The organism is Rhizobium rhizoryzae, from assembly GCF_011046895.1.
Lineage (GTDB): Bacteria > Pseudomonadota > Alphaproteobacteria > Rhizobiales > Rhizobiaceae > Neorhizobium > Neorhizobium rhizoryzae.
The window spans coordinates 1,007,515-1,025,640 of record NZ_CP049249.1; the positions used below are offsets into that span (position 1 = coordinate 1,007,515).

At 60.0% G+C, this 18,126-nt stretch carries 16 protein-coding genes; 13 read left to right on the plus strand and 3 right to left on the minus strand.

Going from position 1 to position 18,126, the window contains the following annotated elements; translation table 11 throughout:
- Positions 1-13 precede the first annotated feature (13 nt).
- Genes G6N80_RS05435 through G6N80_RS05465 form a run of 7 tightly spaced genes read left to right on the plus strand, consistent with a single transcriptional unit; the run spans position 14 to position 6,413 of the window.
- Entirely contained in the window at positions 14-1,159 is a 1,146-nt protein-coding gene (locus tag G6N80_RS05435) for an ABC transporter permease (protein WP_165131880.1), read from the plus strand.
- Positions 1,159-2,085, plus strand: a complete 927-nt coding sequence (locus tag G6N80_RS05440; protein WP_165131883.1) for an ABC transporter permease — start codon at positions 1,159-1,161, stop codon at positions 2,083-2,085. The genes G6N80_RS05435 and G6N80_RS05440 overlap by 1 nt, the downstream gene beginning before the upstream one ends.
- A gap of 21 nt (positions 2,086-2,106) precedes the next feature.
- Positions 2,107-3,123: a formamidase gene (locus G6N80_RS05445; RefSeq protein WP_165131886.1), complete on the plus strand. Its 1,017-nt coding sequence runs from the start codon at positions 2,107-2,109 to the stop codon at positions 3,121-3,123.
- Between the two features lie 10 nt (positions 3,124-3,133).
- Entirely contained in the window at positions 3,134-3,835 is a 702-nt protein-coding gene (biuH, locus tag G6N80_RS05450) for a biuret amidohydrolase (RefSeq protein WP_062557088.1), read from the plus strand.
- 31 nt (positions 3,836-3,866) lie between these two features.
- Positions 3,867-5,411, plus strand: coding sequence for an ABC transporter ATP-binding protein (locus tag G6N80_RS05455; protein ID WP_165131889.1), 1,545 nt, complete (start codon positions 3,867-3,869; stop codon positions 5,409-5,411).
- Positions 5,411-6,079, plus strand: coding sequence for a cysteine hydrolase family protein (locus G6N80_RS05460; RefSeq protein WP_062557086.1), 669 nt, complete (start codon positions 5,411-5,413; stop codon positions 6,077-6,079). The genes G6N80_RS05455 and G6N80_RS05460 overlap by 1 nt, the downstream gene beginning before the upstream one ends.
- A complete protein-coding gene (locus G6N80_RS05465) occupies positions 6,072-6,413 on the plus strand; it encodes a cupin domain-containing protein (RefSeq protein WP_165131892.1) in 342 nt (113 codons plus the stop codon). Before G6N80_RS05460 ends, G6N80_RS05465 begins: the two co-directional genes overlap by 8 nt.
- Before the next feature lie 60 nt (positions 6,414-6,473).
- Here the strand turns inward: G6N80_RS05465 and G6N80_RS05470 are convergent, their stop codons facing one another.
- The 3 genes from G6N80_RS05470 to G6N80_RS05480 form a co-directional block, all read right to left on the minus strand.
- Positions 6,474-9,251 (minus strand): EAL domain-containing protein, encoded by a 2,778-nt coding sequence (locus G6N80_RS05470; protein WP_165131895.1) that lies wholly within the window; start codon positions 9,249-9,251, stop codon positions 6,474-6,476.
- Between the two features lie 22 nt (positions 9,252-9,273).
- Positions 9,274-10,650: a FecR domain-containing protein gene (locus tag G6N80_RS05475; protein WP_165131898.1), complete on the minus strand. Its 1,377-nt coding sequence runs from the start codon at positions 10,648-10,650 to the stop codon at positions 9,274-9,276.
- 559 nt (positions 10,651-11,209) lie between these two features.
- Complete coding sequence (locus tag G6N80_RS05480) at positions 11,210-11,860, minus strand: GntR family transcriptional regulator (protein ID WP_165132396.1); 651 nt, start codon at positions 11,858-11,860, stop codon at positions 11,210-11,212.
- Positions 11,861-12,009: 149 nt separating this feature from the next.
- On the opposite strand from G6N80_RS05480, the gene G6N80_RS05485 reads away from it, so the two are divergent.
- From G6N80_RS05485 to G6N80_RS05510, 6 genes are read left to right on the plus strand one after another with little or no spacing between them, the layout of a single operon-like run.
- Positions 12,010-13,584 (plus strand): ABC transporter substrate-binding protein, encoded by a 1,575-nt coding sequence (locus G6N80_RS05485; protein WP_165131901.1) that lies wholly within the window; start codon positions 12,010-12,012, stop codon positions 13,582-13,584.
- Positions 13,585-13,640: 56 nt separating this feature from the next.
- Positions 13,641-14,582, plus strand: a complete 942-nt coding sequence (locus G6N80_RS05490) for an ABC transporter permease (protein WP_062557081.1) — start codon at positions 13,641-13,643, stop codon at positions 14,580-14,582.
- Positions 14,579-15,436, plus strand: coding sequence for an ABC transporter permease (locus tag G6N80_RS05495; protein WP_062557080.1), 858 nt, complete (start codon positions 14,579-14,581; stop codon positions 15,434-15,436). Before G6N80_RS05490 ends, G6N80_RS05495 begins: the two co-directional genes overlap by 4 nt.
- Positions 15,433-16,452, plus strand: a complete 1,020-nt coding sequence (locus G6N80_RS05500; protein ID WP_165131904.1) for an ABC transporter ATP-binding protein — start codon at positions 15,433-15,435, stop codon at positions 16,450-16,452. Before G6N80_RS05495 ends, G6N80_RS05500 begins: the two co-directional genes overlap by 4 nt.
- On the plus strand, positions 16,449-17,435 hold the full coding sequence (locus G6N80_RS05505) for an ABC transporter ATP-binding protein (RefSeq protein ID WP_165131907.1): 987 nt from the start codon (positions 16,449-16,451) through the stop codon (positions 17,433-17,435). Before G6N80_RS05500 ends, G6N80_RS05505 begins: the two co-directional genes overlap by 4 nt.
- Positions 17,428-18,054 carry a GDSL-type esterase/lipase family protein gene (locus G6N80_RS05510; protein WP_165131910.1) on the plus strand — a complete coding sequence of 209 codons (627 nt, stop codon included), beginning with the start codon at positions 17,428-17,430 and terminating at the stop codon, positions 18,052-18,054. Before G6N80_RS05505 ends, G6N80_RS05510 begins: the two co-directional genes overlap by 8 nt.
- The last annotated feature ends 72 nt before the right edge of the window (positions 18,055-18,126 follow it).

Here is an 18,126-nt window from a genome sequence, read left to right on the forward strand (position 1 = left end):
AGGAGCGGAAGTCATGGCTGCCGAGATCGACATATCCTCCGTGGCTTCCGCCACCCGCAGGTTCACGCTGTCGCGCCTTCAGGAAGAACTCGCGCGCAGGCTGGAGCCACTTGCTATCACCTTTCTCGCCATTCTGGCGGGAATGGGCCTTTTCAGCCTCTTTCTTCTGGCGCTGGGCAAGTCTCCCCTCCAGTTCGTGCAACTGGTCTATGCGGGAGGTTTCGGCACCTGGTTCTCGCTGCAAAACGCATTCAGCCGCGCGGCACCCTTTCTACTGACCGCTCTGTGCGTCGCGCTTCCAGCGCGTCTCGGGCTTACCGTCATCGGTGGGGAGGGCGCGCTGGCTCTCGGTGGGCTTGGCGCCGCTGCAATCGCCGTGCCCATGCTGTCTGTTTCGCACGGCTGGCCGCTGTGGATTGCAATGGGTATTGCCGGTTCCGTGGTTGGCGGTCTGTGGATCGCCTTTGCCGGTGCCTTGAAGCACTACCGGGGTGTGAACGAAACGATCTCGTCGCTTCTGCTCACCTATATCGGCATTGCGGTGATGAACCACCTGATCGAAGGTGTGCTCCGCGATCCGGCAAGCCTCAACAAGCCTTCCACCTTTCCGCTGCCAGCAAATGCCATGTTCGGCAAGATCTGGGGCATGGATGTCCACTGGGGTTTCGCCATTGGCATCGTCTGCTGCGTGCTCGCCTGGGTCTTGATCGAGCGAACCACAATCGGCTTTGCTGCTCGCGTTTCCGGCGGCAATCTCCGGGCCGCGCAAATCCAGGGATTGCCCGTCGGCAAGCTCATCGTCGGCTTCACCTTTCTTGCCGGTGCCTTCGCGGGTCTCGCAGGCATGATCGAGGTGGCGGCGGTACAGGGCAGCGCCAATGGCTCCATCATTGCCGGTTACGGTTACACCGGAATTCTCGTCGCGTTTCTTGCACGGCATAACCCGCTCGCCATCATCCCGGTTTCCATTTTGCTCGGCGGTGTGGCGGCGGCAGGCGGCTTGATCCAGCGGCGCATGGGCCTGCCGGATGCAACGGTTCTCGTGCTGCAAGGCACTCTTTTCATCAGCGTGCTGTTCTTCGAAACGCTCTATGGCCGCTTCAAGCTCTTCAACCCGGAGATGTGGCGCACGACACGCGCCGGAAAGGATGGCGAGTGATGGAAGAGACCGCACTTGGGCTCTGGGGCGTGCCGCTTGCCATTCTGGCAGGTGCTATTCGCGTATCCACCCCGTTCATTTTCGTCAGCCTCGGCGAAACCCTGACCGAACGCTCCGGCCGGATCAATCTTGGCCTTGAAGGAACGCTCGTTTTCGGGGCCATGTCTGCTTATGCCGTGGCCGTTCTAACCCAGTCCGCATGGCTGGGCGTGCTGGCCGCCATGATGGCCGGTGCCGTGTTCGGCCTGCTGCATGGCTTTATCTGCAAATTCCCGAAGGTGAACGATATCGCCATCGGTATTGCCATGATGCAGTTCGGGCTCGGGCTTGCCTTCTTCCTCGGCAAGCCCTTCATCCAGCCGGTTGCGCCAAAGCTTCCGTCCATTCCGCTGGGCGGCTGGTCGGCTTTGCCGCAGGTGCAGGCGGCGCTCACCATCAATGTGCTGTTCATTGTCGGGCTCATCCTGACATTTTCCATCGCCTGGATGCTCAAGAACACGCGCATTGGCCTCATTCTGCGCGTGGTGGGTGACAGTTCCGATGCCGCGCGCGCCATGGGCATCAACCCTAATACGGTGCGCCTGCTGGCAACTGCTGCGGGCGGGGCACTGGCGGCAATCGGCGGGGCCTACCTGTCGCTGTTTTATCCCGGCTCATGGAACGAACGCATTTCGTCTGGCCAAGGGTTGATGGCCGTTGCGCTCGTCATTTTCGCCCGCTGGAACCCCAAGGGCTGCCTGTTTGCCTCGCTGCTGTTCGGCGGGGCCGGCGCGCTCGGTCCCGCGCTTCAATCGGTCGGCATCACGCAGGGCTACTACCTCTTCTATGCGGCACCTTACGTGCTGACCTTGATCATTCTCATCATGACCTCTTCGCCGACGACGCGCCTTTCGGGTGCGCCGGAGGAACTTTCGCTGACCAAATGAACATGTGACTGGAGATCTGCCATGAACGGCTTGGGCGGTTTGAACAAATCGGAACACGGTGTCGGTATCGGATTGGTGCAGTTGCAACTGCCCGTTACCGTGACGAAGGAAGACTTGGCGCGGCAGACGCAGCGCGTTGTCGAACTGGTGGGCAAGGCACGACGCAACCAGCCGGGCATGGATCTCGTCATCTTCCCGGAATATGCGCTGCACGGCCTGTCGATGGATATCAATCCCGAGATCATGTGCACGCTGGATGGGCCTGAGGTCGCGGCTTTCAAGGCAGCCTGCAAGGAGCACCATATCTGGGGTTGCTTCTCCATCATGGAGCTCAATCCCGGCGGCATGCCCTATAATTCCGGCATCATTATCGACGATCAGGGAGAGTTGAAGCTCTACTATCGCAAGATGCACCCCTGGGTTCCGGTCGAGCCGTGGGAGCCGGGCGATACCGGCATTCCCGTCATCACCGGCCCGAAGGGCGCGAAGATCGCGCTCATCATCTGCCATGATGGCATGTTCCCGGAAATGGCCCGAGAATGCGCCTACAAGGGCGCGGAAATCATGATCCGTACCGCAGGCTACACGGCGCCCATTCGGGACTCCTGGCGTTTTACCAACCAGTCCAACGCCTTCTGCAATCTCATGGTCACGGCCAATGTCTGTATGTCCGGGTCTGACGGCACCTTCGACAGCATGGGCGAGGGCATGATCTGCAACTTCGACGGCTCGATCATAGCCCATGGCACCAGCGGACGACCGGATGAGATCATCACCGCCGAAGTACGGCCCGATCTGGTGCGCGAGGCAAGGCTTGGTTGGGGTGTTGAAAACAACATCTACCAGTTCGGTCATCGCGGCTATGTGGCGGTCGCCGGTGGCGCGCAGGATTGCCCCTATACCTACATGCACGATCTGGCCGCCGGTCGCTATCGCCTGCCCTGGGAGGACGGCGTGAAAGTGACGGATGGAACTTCATGCGGGTTTGAAAAGCCCACACGCCGCTTTGGCGAAATCACCAAAACAGCAGCGGAATAGGGATATCGTCATGGACACGCTGACCAACACAGCCACCAACTTCGTTTCTGCCGATCCCTATCCATGGCCCTATAACGGCAAGCTGCGGCCGGACAATACAGTCTTGATCATCATCGACATGCAGACGGATTTCTGCGGTCCGGGCGGCTATGTCGATCATATGGGCTATGATTTGTCACTGGTGCGTGCGCCCATCGAGCCGATCAAGGCAGTGCTCGCTGCCATGCGCGACAAGGGCTACCACATCATTCACACGCGCGAAGGCCACAGGCCGGATCTGGCGGATCTGCCCGCCAACAAGCGCTGGCGTTCGCAGCGCATCAATGCAGGCATTGGCGATGCCGGACCCTGCGGACGCATTCTTGTGCGTGGCGAACCGGGCTGGGACATTATCGACGAACTGAAGCCCCTCGAAGGTGAAACCATCATCGACAAGCCGGGCAAGGGATCCTTCTGCGCCACGGATCTGGAGCTGATCCTCAATCAGCGCCGCATCGAAAACATCATCCTGACCGGCATCACCACGGATGTCTGCGTGCACACCACCATGCGCGAGGCGAATGACCGCGGCTTTGAATGCCTGCTGCTGGAAGATTGCTGTGGCGCAACCGATTACGGCAACCATCTGGCCGCGATCAAGATGGTCAAGATGCAGGGCGGCGTGTTCGGCTCGGTGTCGAATTCCAAGGCGCTGATCGAGGCGCTGCCATAACCGACGTTCGGCCAGGGAAGGATCGATACCCATGACAGGCATCACGGCAGGCCCCACAACAGGCAAGGCACTCTCGCTGGAAACGGTTGGCATGACCATGCGTTTCGGCTCCTTCACGGCGCTGGATGATGTCTCCATCAAGGTCAAGGCAGGCTCGTTTCACGCACTTCTGGGGGAGAATGGCGCGGGCAAATCCACGCTCGTCAAATGCATCATGGGTTTCTATCGCCAGACAAGCGGCCAATTGATGGTGGAGGATCGCGAGGTCTCGGTTGCTTCGCCGAAGGATGCCGCAGCTCTCGGCCTCGGCATGGTCTACCAGCATTTCACGCTGGTGCCGTCGCTGACAGGTGCGGAAAATCTCGTCATCAGCCGCAATGATGTTCCCGGCGTCATCTCCTGGAAAATGGAGCGTGAGGCGCTGGATGCCTTCATCCAGACCATGCCGTTTCGCATTCCGCTGGATCGTCCGGTACGGGAGCTGGCGGCAGGTGAAAAGCAGAAGCTGGAGATTATTCGCCAGCTTTATCTCGGTCGCCGCTTTCTGATCCTGGATGAGCCGACCTCCGTTCTCACACCTGCCGAAGCGGATGATATGCTGGGCCTTGTGCGCGGCATGACGCAGCAGGGGGATTTGAGCGTTCTCATGATCTCCCACAAGTTCCACGAGGTTATGAAGTTTGCCGATGCGGTATCGGTGTTGAGACGCGGCAAACATATCGGCAGCGGCAGCACTTCCGAGCTTAACCCGCATGATATGGCCGCCATGATGATCGGGAATGTGAAGCTTGCCGAGCTGGATAGCCGCCTGCCGATCAAGAATGACGCCCGCACCGTTCTCGAACTGAAGGACTTGCGCGCGAAAGACCGCAGTGGCCTGAAGACCATCGAGGTGGAAGCGCTCGGCATCAAGGCGGGAGAGATTGTCGGCATCGCCGGGATTTCCGGTAACGGGCAGAAGGAGCTTGCCGAGACGCTGGCCGGTCAGCGCAAGGCAGAAACCGGTGAAATTCTGGTGGAGGCAAAGCCTTATCAGGCCACACGTAAGGAGTCTCGCCAGTTTCGAGTCCGCTTCATTCCCGAAGAGCCGTTGCAGAACGCCTGCGCGCCGAAAATGTCGGTCATGGAAAATCTCTCGCTGCGCAGCTTCGATATCGATCCGTCAGGCAAGCCCCGCTTTTTTCTCGATCGCGCCGCCATGCGTGCAAAAGCCGACGCGCTGATTGCTGCCTTCAAGGTCAAGACCGCCTCGCCATCCTCTCCCATTGCCTCTCTATCAGGTGGCAATGTGCAGCGGGCCGTGCTGGCCCGCGAACTCACAGGCGAAGTCGATCTGCTGATTGTCTCCAATCCCTGTTTTGGACTGGACTTCTCGGCGGTGGCCGAAATTCGGGCCCGCATCATGAAAGCGCGCAATAGCGGCACGGCGGTTCTGCTGTTCTCGGAAGATCTGGATGAGTTGATGGAAATGTCGGACCGCATTCTGGTGATGTCGGATGGCAAGCTCGTCTACGAGACGCCGGCACGCGGCGCAGATATCTCCATCATCGGTTCCCACATGGCAGGACATGGCTGATGCCCACAATCAAGGCGCTTCCCTTCGACTTCCGTTTCGAACCGGCGTCCACGGCGCTGATCGTCATCGACATGCAGCGGGATTTCATTGAGCCGGGCGGCTTTGGCGAAACGCTGGGCAATGATGTGAGCCGCGTTTCGGTCATCGTGCCCGATGTGAAACGGTTGATAGAAGGCTGCCGCAGGGAAGGACTCACCGTCATTCACACCATGGAATGTCACAGGCCCGATCTTTCGGATTTGCCGGACGCCAAGCGAAACCGGGGGAACCCAACCTTGCGGATTGGCGATGCGGGGCCGATGGGCCGCATTCTCATTGCAGGCGAGGCGGGCACTGAAATCGTGACGGAGCTTGCGCCGCTACCGGGTGAGATCGTCATCGAAAAGCCGGGCAAGGGAGCCTTCTATGCCACTGGTCTTTCGCAGGTTTTGGCGGAAAGGGGCATCACGCACCTCATCTTTGCAGGTGTCACCACGGAGGTTTGTGTGCAGACGACCATGCGCGAAGCCAATGACCGCGGCTTCAACTGCCTGCTCGTGGAGGAGGCGACCGCCAGCTACTTCCCAGAGTTCAAGCAGGCTGCGTTGGAAATGATCCGCGCTCAGGGCGGCATCGTCGGTTGGACCGCCCACCTCGCAGATTTCCTGGAAGGAGTGAACCATGGCTGAAACCATACGGTCGGGCTTTCATGCCGGTGGTTGGAAGGAACTGGCGTTTGAAGCGTTCCGCGAGGGCGTGACAATCCACTGGATCAGGCGTTTCGAGGGTGAGGCGCCGGGTGTCGCACTCTTGAAGTATGAAGCTGGAGCATCTGTGCCGCGCCACCTTCACGTTGGGCTTGAAACCATTCTCGTGCTGGAGGGCAGCCAGTCCGACGAGACGGGCCGGTATCCCACGGGTTCCTTCATCGTGAATGCACCTGGTAGCGAACATTCTGTCTGGAGCGAGGATGGCTGCGTGGTGCTGATCCAGTGGGACAGACCCGTCCAAATCCTCAATTAGGTTTATCTCGGCGAGTTTTCACGTGAACTCAGATCGCTGCGCTTTTGGCCACACCGCGCTTTATCCGGCGAGCCTCTGATGCAGCTGATCGCTCGGGATGGCGAGTGCAACCAGATCCTCAGACCGCATCGGCCGACCAAACAGGTAACCCTGTCCTTCCTGGCAGCCCAAAGCTTTCAAGATGTCCCATTCCTCACGTGTTTCTATGCCTTCGGCGATTGCCCGCAGGTTCAGCCCATGTGCCATGGACAGCACGGACTGGATGATGACGAGGCTTGCGGGGTCGGTGGAAAGCCGCTTCACGAAGGACTGGTCGATCTTCAGCTTGTCGAGCGGCATCGCGGTCATGTAGCTGAGGCTTGAATAGCCGGTGCCGAAATCGTCCAGCGCGACTGAAATGCCCATGGCGCGGATGTTTCCGATCAGGTCCAGAACTGCGCGCGAACCCTCCACGAAGGCGGATTCGGTAATTTCCAGATGCAGCCGCTTCGGCGCGAGGCCGCTTTCCAGAAGGGCCAGCTGCACCTCCTCCAGGAGGCCAGCGTCCTGGATCTGGATACCGGACACGTTTACGGCAACCGTCATGTGGTCCGGCCATTTACTTGCCTGTCTGCAGGCTTCGAACAGGGCAAAGCGCCCGAGTTCGCGGATGAACCCACTGGCTTCCGCCACCGGAACGAATTCTGCGGGCGAAACCGGCCCGGCATCGCAATGATCCCAGCGCAAAAGCGCCTCCGCGCCACGCACGGCACCGGTCTTCAGGTCCACCTGGGGCTGATACAAAAGATGAAACTCTCCGCGTCGCAAGCCTTCGCGCATGTCATTTTCGAGCTTGCGCGCCCGTTCCTGGCGACGGGCGAGCTCCGGATCGAATGCGCGCCACCAATGGCTGCCGATCTTGTAAGCACTCTCCAATGCTGCCGCGCAATAATCGAGAATGAGCGAAGGATGTTCGGCAAGGGTCTGTGTTCGAAAGAGACCGATCCTGACATCTACCGGAATGGGCGATGATCCGAGATCGACAGGCTGCGCGAAGGTTTCAGCGATGGCGTCGATAAGCCTTGTCGCGGCGCCCTCTTCATTCAGCGATGCAGACACCACAAAGGAATTGGGGCCAAGCCGTCCCACCAGATGGATTTTCGGCAGCGAAGCCAGGCGTGCTGCTAGGGCCTGTAGCAGTTGGTCGGAGAGCGCACTGCCCAGCACCTTGGCGACCACCTCGAAGCGGTGAAAACCGATGGCCGCGACGATGACAGGCGTATCCTGATTGCCGAGGCGCGAAGCAAATTCCCGGCGGTTGAGCAGGCCCGTCAATTCGTCGGTCTGTGAAAGGCGCAGAAGCTCCAGCTCGTGCAGTCTCTGGGCCGTCTGGTCCCGGACAATCAGACTGCCGACAAAGGAGGAATGATCGGTACGACCGCTTTCAAGATGGAGGATGCGCGGTGAGAGTGTCAGCGCCGCTTCGAAATACCGGGTCTCGTCTCCAGCCTCGGTGGAGAAATGCACGGTCTGCGTAAGCGATTTGCCCTGGTCCAACCCATAGGCGGTGACCATTCGCTTCACTGCCTCAAAGAGATCGGATGGGATGCAATCACCAAGCCGCGACCCTTTCGCGTTGCCGCGCTGCCAGTGCAATTCGGTCGACTGGCTGGCCTCGATGATGTTCAACTGATCATCGAAGACGATGACGGCATCCGAGCTTTCCGCGATGATCTGCTGCAGGACCGTGCGCGCCAGACGGCGGTCCGCAAAGGCGCGACGCAGCAGAAAGCGATTGAAATCGAATTTCTCGCCGATAAAGAGACAAAGTCCGATCAGGACGATCATCCAGATCTGACCCGTCTCAAGATACATCCGGCCCGATTGCTGGACCCAGAATGCTGCGGCTTCCACGCCAAGCACCGCAAGTCCGGCGGCTGCGAGCGCCACCAGAACCGAGGCCCTACGCGCAGCCAGTGCAAGGACGACGACCATTGCGGCCAGAAACAGTTCGGCGCCATGCTGGTCTGGCGCCGTCAGCAGGCGGTTCTGCAAAATGGTTTCTGTCGCCAGAATATGGATCAGTGGGCCAGCCAGCGCTCCGTGAACCGGGACCGGATAAATGTCCTTGAGTTCGGTCGCATAGGCACCGATGACCACGGTCTTGCCGTCCAGCCGCGAGGGCGGAACCTTTCCAGACAGTAGATCGGAAACGGAATAGGTCGGGACGGTCGACGGCCGAATGGAAAAGTCGATTGGAAAGACGCCATCCCTGCCGCTGTAGCTGGCCAGAGCCGCTGCAACCGATTGCACACGAAGACCGTCCGCTTGGTCGGATGTGGAAAAATGGCTGACGAGACCCGCATCATCAAGCTCGACATTGGCGAAGGCCGGCCAGGCCACTTTTCCAAATTGATCAATCGGACGTGTCAGCTCGACGGTCGAGGTTTCTGCGGCTTTTGCATGCTGCTTGAAAATGGGGAGAATGACGCCCCCTCCGGCATTCTCCAACGCCTCGGCGAGCTTGCCATCTTCCTGTGGCGCAGAAGGGGTGCTGAAATCAATATCGAAAAAGATATCTTTGGGATCGGACTGTGAAAGAACAGTCAGGATGTCGGCATAGACGCTGCGCGGCCAGGGCCAGACGCCGACCTTGTCCAGGCTCTCCTTGTCGATCGCCAGGAAGACGACCTGTTGCGAAGCATTTCGCTGAAGCAGGGAGAAGCGAAGATCCGACAGGAGCTGATCGACGAGACCGGTGACGGGTCGAAAGGCTCCAACCGGAATCAGCAGCATCAGCATGATCAGGCCAATGCGCGGAATGTAGGATAGAACGCTTCGCAATCTGCCCGTTGTCATCGTCTCTGTTCCCTACGCGCTCCTACTTACCGTTCCCACCGCCGTTACCGCCGCCATTGCCGCCGCCATTGCCGCCACCGTTGCCGCCGCCGTTGCCGCCGCCGTTCCCACCGCCATTGCCGCCGCCATTGCCGCCACCATTGCCGCCACCGTTGCCGCCGCCGTTGCCGCCGCCGTTCCCACCGCCATTGCCGCCGCCATTGCCGCCACCATTGCCGCCGCCATTGCCGCCACCATTGCCGCCGCCGTTGCCGCCGCCATTGCCGCCACCGTTGCCACCGCCATTGCCACCGCCGTTGCCACCGCCGTTACCGCCGCCATTGCCGCCACCGTTACCGCCGCCATTGCCGCCACCGTTGCCGCCGCCGTTCCCACCGCCGTTACCGCCGCCGTTCCCACCGCCGTTACCGCCGCCATTGCCGCCGCCATTGCCGCCGCCGTTGCCACCGCCATTGCCACCGCCATTGCCGCCGCCGTTACTACCGCCGCTACCGCCGCCATTGCCGCCACCGTTCCCACCGCCGTTGCCGCCGCCGTTACCGCCACCGTTGCCGCCACCGTTGTTGCTGCCGCCGTTGCCGCCGCCGTTACCGCCGCCGTTGCCGCCGCTGTTGCCACCGTTTCCGCCGCCGATGGCGCTATTCTCGTTTCGGTCGCCGCTCTGCTTGCCCGAGCTGTTTCCACTGCCTGAACCGCTGCCCGTCGAACTTGAGGCTGCACTGCCGGTGGAGGATGCATTGTTGCCGATGCTTGCTGGGGCATTGTTTGCCTGGGACGCCCCTTCAAGCGCTGTGGCGCCAGCTGCCCGCACTCTTGCGGACGATGGTTCGCCGACGGAAACAGAAGGTGCCGAGGCCGCGCCAGCAACGCTCATGCCTTTATCCCTATCAACCGCTGCGCTCTGGCGTGGACCCACATTGGTTTCCTGGCCCGTCGCGAACGCCTTGACATGGACCAGCCCATGCTCGACCGAGACCTTCGCCGACTTCTTGCCGACGGAAACCCGGAAGCTGGTGCCCTTGACCACGGCGGCAAGATACGGAGTCTGGACCGTTGTATGCGGGCGTGCGCGTTTCTCGATTTCCAGATCGAGCGTTCCGCTTTGCTGGAAGACTTCCGTCGTCGTTTCGAAAAAGCCGGATGTTGTTATACCAGCCATTGTATTGGGCTGGAAGGTGACGCTTTCCTGTCCGCGTGTCAGTTGGACCCGTCCTTTCGGACCGGTGGAAATCCAAGCCTTGTTGGGAATGGTGTCGCCGGCGCGCACCGGTAACCAGTTCGTCTTGTCGACCGTGAAGTTGACCTGACGCGTTGCCATGGCAACCTGCCAATCTTCGGCAGCTTTTCCGGGCGAGGCGAAAAGAAACGCCAGCAAAACGACAAGCAACAGACGAACCATGTTTCTCTCCCACATTCACCGTCAATCTGTGGGAGAGCTCAATTAAGATCTGCTGAATTATGTGTGACAATCTATCAGATTGCCGTTTAATTGCTGCACAGGGTTAAAGAACAGGCAATTTATACTTCGGAACGTCACAAGCGGGAGACTGCCCGCCTCCCGGAGCTGTTTAGTCTAGGGCGGGGTTTGACGTTCGGCATCATGGAATTGACCACCGCCCAACAGCATGGCCATTGCCCGGCGCTGGCTTCCAACAGCAGGAGGCTGCGACATCAGCGGCATTGTCCTTCATGACATGCGCAAAAACCCAGCAGGGCGAGCCAATGGTCCTACATGATATCTCGATCGAGTCCACTCGGCGAGATTAGGGTCATCGTCGGGCTGGAACGCCCTCTGGGAGCAAGACCGGTGGTGCAAGCCCGCAGCATCTTGGCTCCCACACCCTCGTTGACCAGATGCGCGGCGTCTCGACACCCTAGTCCATCAGCAGTTCTACCAAGTCATCACGGTGCTCCGTAGGCAGAACAACGGCGATGGCACGAGGCTGAAGTTTTCCATTCTATCCTTCGCGTGATAAACCCGCCAGAAAGTCGTGAAAACGATCCGCTTGGATCGTGATGTGATCCCAAAGCGCCTGTTCGGCTTCATTTGAATTGCCGTTGACAATAGCGGTGACAATCCTGTCGTGCTCGGCAAACGACTGCTCAATTCGATTGAGCGAGCGTAGCTGGATGCGGCGATAGGGCTTCAATCGACGATGAAGTGCGCGGGCCTGTTCCTCCAGAAACGGATTTCCGCTGGCCTTGTAGATGGCCATGTGGAAGCGCTCGTTCTCGTAATAATAGGCATCTGACCCCTGGTTGACGGCAGCCCGGCATGCTTCGTGCGAGTCCAGCAGTTCCTTCCTTGAAGCCTCGTCCAACCGGCGGGAGGCGAGACGTCCCGCCATGGCTTCCAATCCTCCCATGACCTCGAACATGTGGATCAGCTCAGATGGGCCGACGATGGTGACCGCCGCTCCCCGGCGCGGCTTGATGTCCACCAGGCCAGCCTCCTGCAACTGGCGCAGAGCCTCCCGCACAGGGGTGCGGGAAACACCATACTGTTCAGCAAGGCTCTGCTCCTCCAGCCGATCGCCGGGCCGATAGGTACCCGACACGATGGCTTCCTCAATCTGGTCACGAAGCGACGGGGTGCCATTGGATCTCATATTCATGTCACGCATACCTATCTAATTTTCATGTATACACGAGATTGACATCTGCATGCTTGAAGCGATACCTATCCATATCATCATTGAGCGATCGTACGCAATTATCGTGTACTTTAATCCGACAGGTTCTTGGGAGGAGCCGACACATGATATCGAAGGCCTTGAAAACGTTAACGGCAGCGACAGTCCTGTCGCTCGGCATGCTGGCGGCAGCGCAGGCGGAAAGCGTCCTGCGTATTCGCGATGTGGGCGATATCCAGCAGATGGACCCGTTGCTGAGCACGAATTACCCGATGCGCGACATGTCCTATCTGCTTTGGGACACCCTGTTTGCGATGGACGCCAATTTCGAGGTCAAGCCTCAGATGGTGGACAAGTATTCGATGAGTGCGGACGGCAAGGTCTATGATTTCACCTTGCGCGACAAGCTGGTTTTCCACGATGGCGCACCGGTCACCTCGGCAGACGTAATTGCCTCCGTCAATCGCTGGATGACCAAGGATAGCCTTGGCCAGGAAATCGCCAAGCGTCTGGACAAGATTGAAGCAACGGGCACCAACTCCCTCCGCATCACGCTGAAGGAGCCCTTTGCCCAGCTTCTGAACGGGCTTGGCCGCATGACGGCCTATCCGCTCTTCATCATGCCGGAGCGAATTGCCAAGACACCCATTGGCGAGAAACTGCCGGCACTCGTGGGCTCTGGTCCCTTCAAGCTTGTGGAATGGCAGCCCGGCGTAAAATTCGTCGTCGAGAAATTCAAGGACTATGTGCCGCGTAGCGAACCGGCCAGCAATCTGGCGGGCGGCAAGGTCGTAAAGGTCGATCGCATCGAGCGTATCACGATCCCGGACGACACGAGCGCGGTCAACGCACTCCTGGCCGGAGAGATCGACTTCGTCACCGAGGTCCCCTACGATCAGCTCTCCATCATCGAATCCGACAAGAACTTTGTTGTGGCGTCCAAGCCGCTGCTTGGCAAGAGCCTGCAGATCGTGCTGAACCACACGCAGCCGCCGCTCAACAACATCAAGGTTCGCCAGGCTGTGCAGCTTGCCTTGAACCAGCAGGATTTCATGTCGACACTGCTGGGAGACCGCAAGGATCTCTATAAGCTGTGTGCGGCCATCTTCATGTGCGATGCGCCCTATGCGACCGATATCAACAGCGATCGCTACATGAAGCCAAGCGTCGAAAAGGCCAAGGCGCTTCTAAAAGAGGCTGGCTATGACGGCACGCCGATCACCTTCCTGCATCCGACCGACCAGCTGTTCCAGCGAGACATGGGAACGGTTCTCGTTCAGGCGCTGCGCAAGGCAGGGTTTACCGTAGACGACCGCCAGATCGATCTGGCCACCATGTTCTCGCGCCGCAACAACAAAGGTACCCCGGCCGAGGGTGGCTGGAACATGTTCCTGACCGCATTCGGCGGTGACGCCATGATGGACCCGTTGACCAATCCTTATGTGACCGGCGCCTGCGAGAAGGCATTCGTCGGCTGGCCCTGCGACCAGGATCTGCAGGCGCGCTGGAAGTCCTTCCTGCTGGCTGATGGTCAGGCCGCGCGCAAGGATGCGGCGGTCAAGATCCAGGAGCGAGCAAACGAGATCGTCACCTTCATTCCGATGGGGCAGTATTACGGTGTCTCAGGCTGGAGCAAATCGGTTTCCGGCATGATCTCGAGCCCGCTGCATCTCTACTGGAACATTGAGAAGAAGCAGTGACATGAAACGGCGGCGTCATCCTGCGGGATGGCGCCTGCTGTCTTCAGGAGGCAAACATGTCCAATTTCGTCGTCCGGCGGCTTCTGTCGGTCATTCCGATCGCGTTCATCGTTCTGATCACCGTCTTCCTGCTGCTGCATATCGGACCGGGCGATCCGGCCGCGCTGATTGCGGGCGAGAATGCAACGCGAGACCAGATCGAGGCCATCCGCGAACGCCTTTTCCTTGACAGGCCGCTGCTGGAGCAGCTCTTCCTTTACCTGTCGAACGTTGCCCGCTTCGATCTTGGACAATCCGTCTATTCCGGTTTTCCGGTGGTGCAGCTCATTCTTCAACGTGTCGAACCAACGGCAATGCTGGCCGTATCGACGCTGACGCTGTCCGTCCTGATCGCCGTTCCCATGGGCGTCTGGGGCGCATGGCGCGCCGGTTCTGCCATCGATACCTTCCTCATCGTCGCTTCGGTCATCGGCTTTTCAGTCCCGGTCTTCGTGATCGGCTATGTGCTGGTGGACCTGTTTGCACTGCGTGCCGGATGGCTGCCGGTACAGGGCTACAAGCCGCTTTCCACCGGCCTATGGAACTGTCTGCGCAGCATCACGCTGCCATCCATCACGCTATCCTTTCTGTTCTCGGCCCTGGTCGCGCGCATCACCCGCGCCACCATGCTGGAGGTGCTGGCGGAGGATTATATTCGCACTGCCCGGGCCAAGGGCGCCGGCAATGGCCGCATTCTGATGGTTCACGCTCTCAAGAACATTGGCGTGCCCGTGGTGACCGTGGTCGGAACCAGCTTTGCAGCGCTGCTCGGCGGCGTCGTCATCACGGAATCCGTGTTCAACATTCCCGGCATGGGCCGGTTGACGGTCGATGCCATCCTGACCCGCGATTATCCCGTCGTGCAGGGTGTGCTGATCGTGTTTTCCTTCGTGCTGATCGCGGTCAATCTGCTGGTCGATCTTTCCTATGCTCTCTTTGATCCACGGGTGCGCCAATGACGACCGTCCCTTCTCCGGCTACTCCACTGGCCAGATTGCGGCGCCCGGGTCTGGCCGTGTCGCTCAGCATCGCCGCCCTTTCGATCGTCATCCTGATGGCAATTTTCGGACCGCTCATCTTCGGGCTTGGCAATGACCTCAATCCGACCATGCGCCTCAAGCCGCCAAGCGCGCTGGCATGGTTCGGCACCGACAATCTGGGCCGCGATGTCTTCGTCAGAACCATTTCCGGCGCCCGGAATTCGGTCACCGTCGGCGTGTCGACCGCAATCGTGGTGCTTGCCATCGGCGGAACGCTCGGCGTCGTCGCAGGCTATTTCAACTGGGTCGATCGCATCGTCATGCGGCTTGCCGACGGCCTGATGGCCATTCCGGGTATCCTGCTGGCAATCGCTCTCGTATCGGTGCTGGGCGGTGGTCTCGTCACCGTCATCATTGCCATATCTGTTCCGGAAATTCCGCGCACTGCGCGGCTTATGCGAAGCGTGGTGCTGAGCATCCGCGAGCTTCCCTTCATCACTGCGGCGATCTCCGTCGGTTCCTCCACACCGAAGATCCTGCTGCAACACATCGTTCCCAATGCCATCGGCATGCTGAGCGTACAGGCGACCTATGTGTGCGCAGCCGCCATTCTCTCGGAAGCGGCACTGAGCTTCCTGGGTGTCGGCACACCGCCGGACGTTCCAAGCTGGGGCAATGTGATTGCCAGCGGCAAGGAATACTTCCGCCTCGCGCCGTGGATCATCGCATTTCCGGGCCTGCTTCTCTCCATCATGGTCCTCTCCATCAACATTCTGGGTGACCGCCTGCGTGACCGGTTTGACCCGCGCCTGGCGGCAAGGAGGGCCTCATGACCGTTGAACCGTTCCTTAGTGTGCGCAACCTGACCGTCGGCTTCGGCCCCCAGGGTGCCATCCGGGCCGTGCGGGAGGTGTCCTTCGATCTCCAAGCAGGCAAGACGCTCTGTCTTGTCGGCGAATCCGGCTCCGGGAAGAGCGTCACCGCAACATCGATCATGGGCCTGCACAAGCCGGGAAGCGCCAGAGTCGAGGCCGATCGCATGCGTCTCGATGGCATTGACCTGCTGGACTGCGACGAGAAGCAGCTTGCCCGCTTGCGCGGCTCTCTGATGGGCATGATCTTTCAGGACCCCATGTCTTCGCTGAACCCGGCTCTGACCATAGGCTTCCAGTTGCGCGAGGCGCTGCTGCTGCATGAAAAAATGAGCACGCGGGCAGCGAATGCGCGAGTGATGGACGTTTTGCAGCTTGTGCGCATTCCCGATGCCACGCGCCGCATGACGGCTTATCCGCACCAGCTTTCGGGCGGGATGCGTCAGCGCATCATGATTGCCATGGCCCTGATCTGCCGGCCACGGCTGCTGATCGCCGACGAGCCGACAACCGCGCTCGACGTGACGGTACAGGCGCAGATCCTGTGGCTGCTTTCCGAACTGCAGCGGGAGTTCGGCACCGCCATCATCTTCATCACGCATGATCTCGGCGTGGTGGCGGAAATCGCCGATGATGTCGCCGTCATGTATGCCGGTTCGCTTGTCGAACGTGGTCCGGTTCATTCGATTTTCCAGCAACCGGCGCACGGATATACCGCCGGTCTCTTGCGCGCCACGGCGGAATTCGTTCCCGGCGAACCGAGCCGCGGCAGGCTGGAAGAAATTCCGGGCAATGTACCGAGCTTCTCTCTTCTGCCCAAAGGTTGCAGTTTCGTGGATCGCTGCCGCTTTGCCGCGCAATCCTGTCGTCAGCGCATGCCGGACTGGCGCGATGCAGGCGCGGGCCATTCTTCGCGCTGCGATCAACCCGTGGTCTACGGTGCCGCTGCAATTTCAAATGTCGAGGCCACCACATGACTGCTGACACAAATGTATTGCGGGCGGAAAATCTGGTCCGGCATTTTAAGACCGGCAAGGGGCAGACCGTTCATGCCGTGAACGATGTTTCGCTCTCAATTGCGCCGGGTGAAACCTTGGCACTGGTTGGCGAAAGCGGCTGCGGCAAATCTACCCTTGGGCGCATGATCATGGGGCTTGACCGCCCCGACAAGGGTTCCGTGAAATTGCTGGGCCAGGATCTCTCCGGCATGGGTCGCCGGGAACTGCACGAGGCGCGACGGTCCGTGCAGATGATTTTTCAGGACCCGTCCGCTTCGCTCGATCCGCGCTGGACGGCGGAAGCGATCGTGCGCGAGCCCCTGGACAATTTCCGCATCGGGACCTCCGCCGAACGGCGCGAGCAGGTGTTGCAGCTTCTCGGCAAGGTCGGGTTGCGGTCCGACCAGGCAAAACGCTATCCGCACGAATTGTCCGGTGGACAGCGCCAGCGGCTGGGCATTGCCCGCGCCCTTGCGACACGGCCCCGTCTCGTTGTTGCCGACGAGCCGGTTTCCGCGCTCGATGTCTCCATCCGCGCCCAGGTCATCAATCTCCTTTGCGACCTGCGCGATGAAATGGAGCTTTCGCTGCTCTTCATTTCACACGATATCGGCGTGGTATCCCATATCAGCAAGCGAATTGCGGTCATGTATCTGGGGCGGATCGTGGAGGCTGGGGAGACCTCGGTAGTACTGAATGCTCCGCAGCATCCCTACACGGTCGGACTGCTGCAATCCGTGCCGAGGCCGCGTCCTGCCGAGCGCCGCCAGCGTGCCCCGCTGGAGGGTGATCCGCCAAGTCCTATCAACCTGCCCTCCGGCTGTGCCTTCCGCACGCGATGTCCACTAGCGGTCGACCTGTGTGCGAGCGTTGTTCCGCCGCTGCGGTCGATAGCGCCGGGCCGCTTCAGTGCCTGCCATCGCGCCGAAGAGATGACGAACAAGGAGTTGCTGAATGTTTGAATTTCCGACGCCGCTTGCCACCAATCGCTTCGAGGACGATGTTGTTGCGATCCTGACACGGCTGCAGCGTGGTCATCTGCCGGAGCGTCCGATCGCTTTCTACGGCTCATCGTCGTTTCGCCTCTGGGGCACGATGCAGCAGGACCTGCGCTCGCTCGACATCGTGAACCTCGGTTTCGGTGGCGGCACGAACCTGTCCGGGCGCCATTATCTGCACAAGCTTCTGATTCCGCTCCAGCCTCAGCGCGTCGTTCTCTATTTTGGCGAGAACGACATTGCCAATGACGGGTTGACAGGAAAAAGCACCTTCCAAAATCTGCAAGCGCTTCTCGACGACATCCGGCGTGCGCTGCCCTCTGCGGCGATCTTCGTGCTGGGCACGAAACAGAGCCCCACGCGCTGGATCTATGCCGACGAGGTCGACGAATACAATTCCCTGACCGCAAGCTGTTGTCAGGAACGCGGCGATGCGACCTTCGTCGACGCCTCTGCAGGCCTGATCGGAGAGAACGGCAGACCCATGGGACGCTATTATCAGCCGGACTTCATCCATCTGAATGCTGGTGGCTACGCGGTTTGGGCCGATATCCTTCGGGACGTTCCGGGTCTTTTGACCTGACGCGGGCAGTATCTTTGAGACAGTCATGGCGGTGAACCCGCCATGGCCCATCCGCCTTGTTTTCACCCTTGC

Excerpts from the sequence above, each read along its gene's own strand:
- G6N80_RS05435 (WP_165131880.1), top strand. The coding sequence starts at position 14 with ATGGCTGCCGAGATCGACATATCCTCCGTGGCTTCCGCCACCCGCAGG.
- G6N80_RS05440 (WP_165131883.1), top strand. The coding sequence starts at position 1,159 with ATGGAAGAGACCGCACTTGGGCTCTGGGGCGTGCCGCTTGCCATTCTG.
- G6N80_RS05445 (WP_165131886.1), top strand. The coding sequence starts at position 2,107 with ATGAACGGCTTGGGCGGTTTGAACAAATCGGAACACGGTGTCGGTATC.
- biuH (WP_062557088.1), top strand. The coding sequence starts at position 3,134 with ATGGACACGCTGACCAACACAGCCACCAACTTCGTTTCTGCCGATCCC.
- G6N80_RS05455 (WP_165131889.1), top strand. The coding sequence starts at position 3,867 with ATGACAGGCATCACGGCAGGCCCCACAACAGGCAAGGCACTCTCGCTG.
- G6N80_RS05460 (WP_062557086.1), top strand. The coding sequence starts at position 5,411 with ATGCCCACAATCAAGGCGCTTCCCTTCGACTTCCGTTTCGAACCGGCG.
- G6N80_RS05465 (WP_165131892.1), top strand. The coding sequence starts at position 6,072 with ATGGCTGAAACCATACGGTCGGGCTTTCATGCCGGTGGTTGGAAGGAA.
- G6N80_RS05470 (WP_165131895.1), bottom strand. The coding sequence starts at position 9,251 with ATGACAACGGGCAGATTGCGAAGCGTTCTATCCTACATTCCGCGCATT.
- G6N80_RS05475 (WP_165131898.1), bottom strand. The coding sequence starts at position 10,650 with ATGGTTCGTCTGTTGCTTGTCGTTTTGCTGGCGTTTCTTTTCGCCTCG.
- G6N80_RS05480 (WP_165132396.1), bottom strand. The coding sequence starts at position 11,860 with ATGAGATCCAATGGCACCCCGTCGCTTCGTGACCAGATTGAGGAAGCC.
- G6N80_RS05485 (WP_165131901.1), top strand. The coding sequence starts at position 12,010 with ATGATATCGAAGGCCTTGAAAACGTTAACGGCAGCGACAGTCCTGTCG.
- G6N80_RS05490 (WP_062557081.1), top strand. The coding sequence starts at position 13,641 with ATGTCCAATTTCGTCGTCCGGCGGCTTCTGTCGGTCATTCCGATCGCG.
- G6N80_RS05495 (WP_062557080.1), top strand. The coding sequence starts at position 14,579 with ATGACGACCGTCCCTTCTCCGGCTACTCCACTGGCCAGATTGCGGCGC.
- G6N80_RS05500 (WP_165131904.1), top strand. The coding sequence starts at position 15,433 with ATGACCGTTGAACCGTTCCTTAGTGTGCGCAACCTGACCGTCGGCTTC.
- G6N80_RS05505 (WP_165131907.1), top strand. The coding sequence starts at position 16,449 with ATGACTGCTGACACAAATGTATTGCGGGCGGAAAATCTGGTCCGGCAT.
- G6N80_RS05510 (WP_165131910.1), top strand. The coding sequence starts at position 17,428 with ATGTTTGAATTTCCGACGCCGCTTGCCACCAATCGCTTCGAGGACGAT.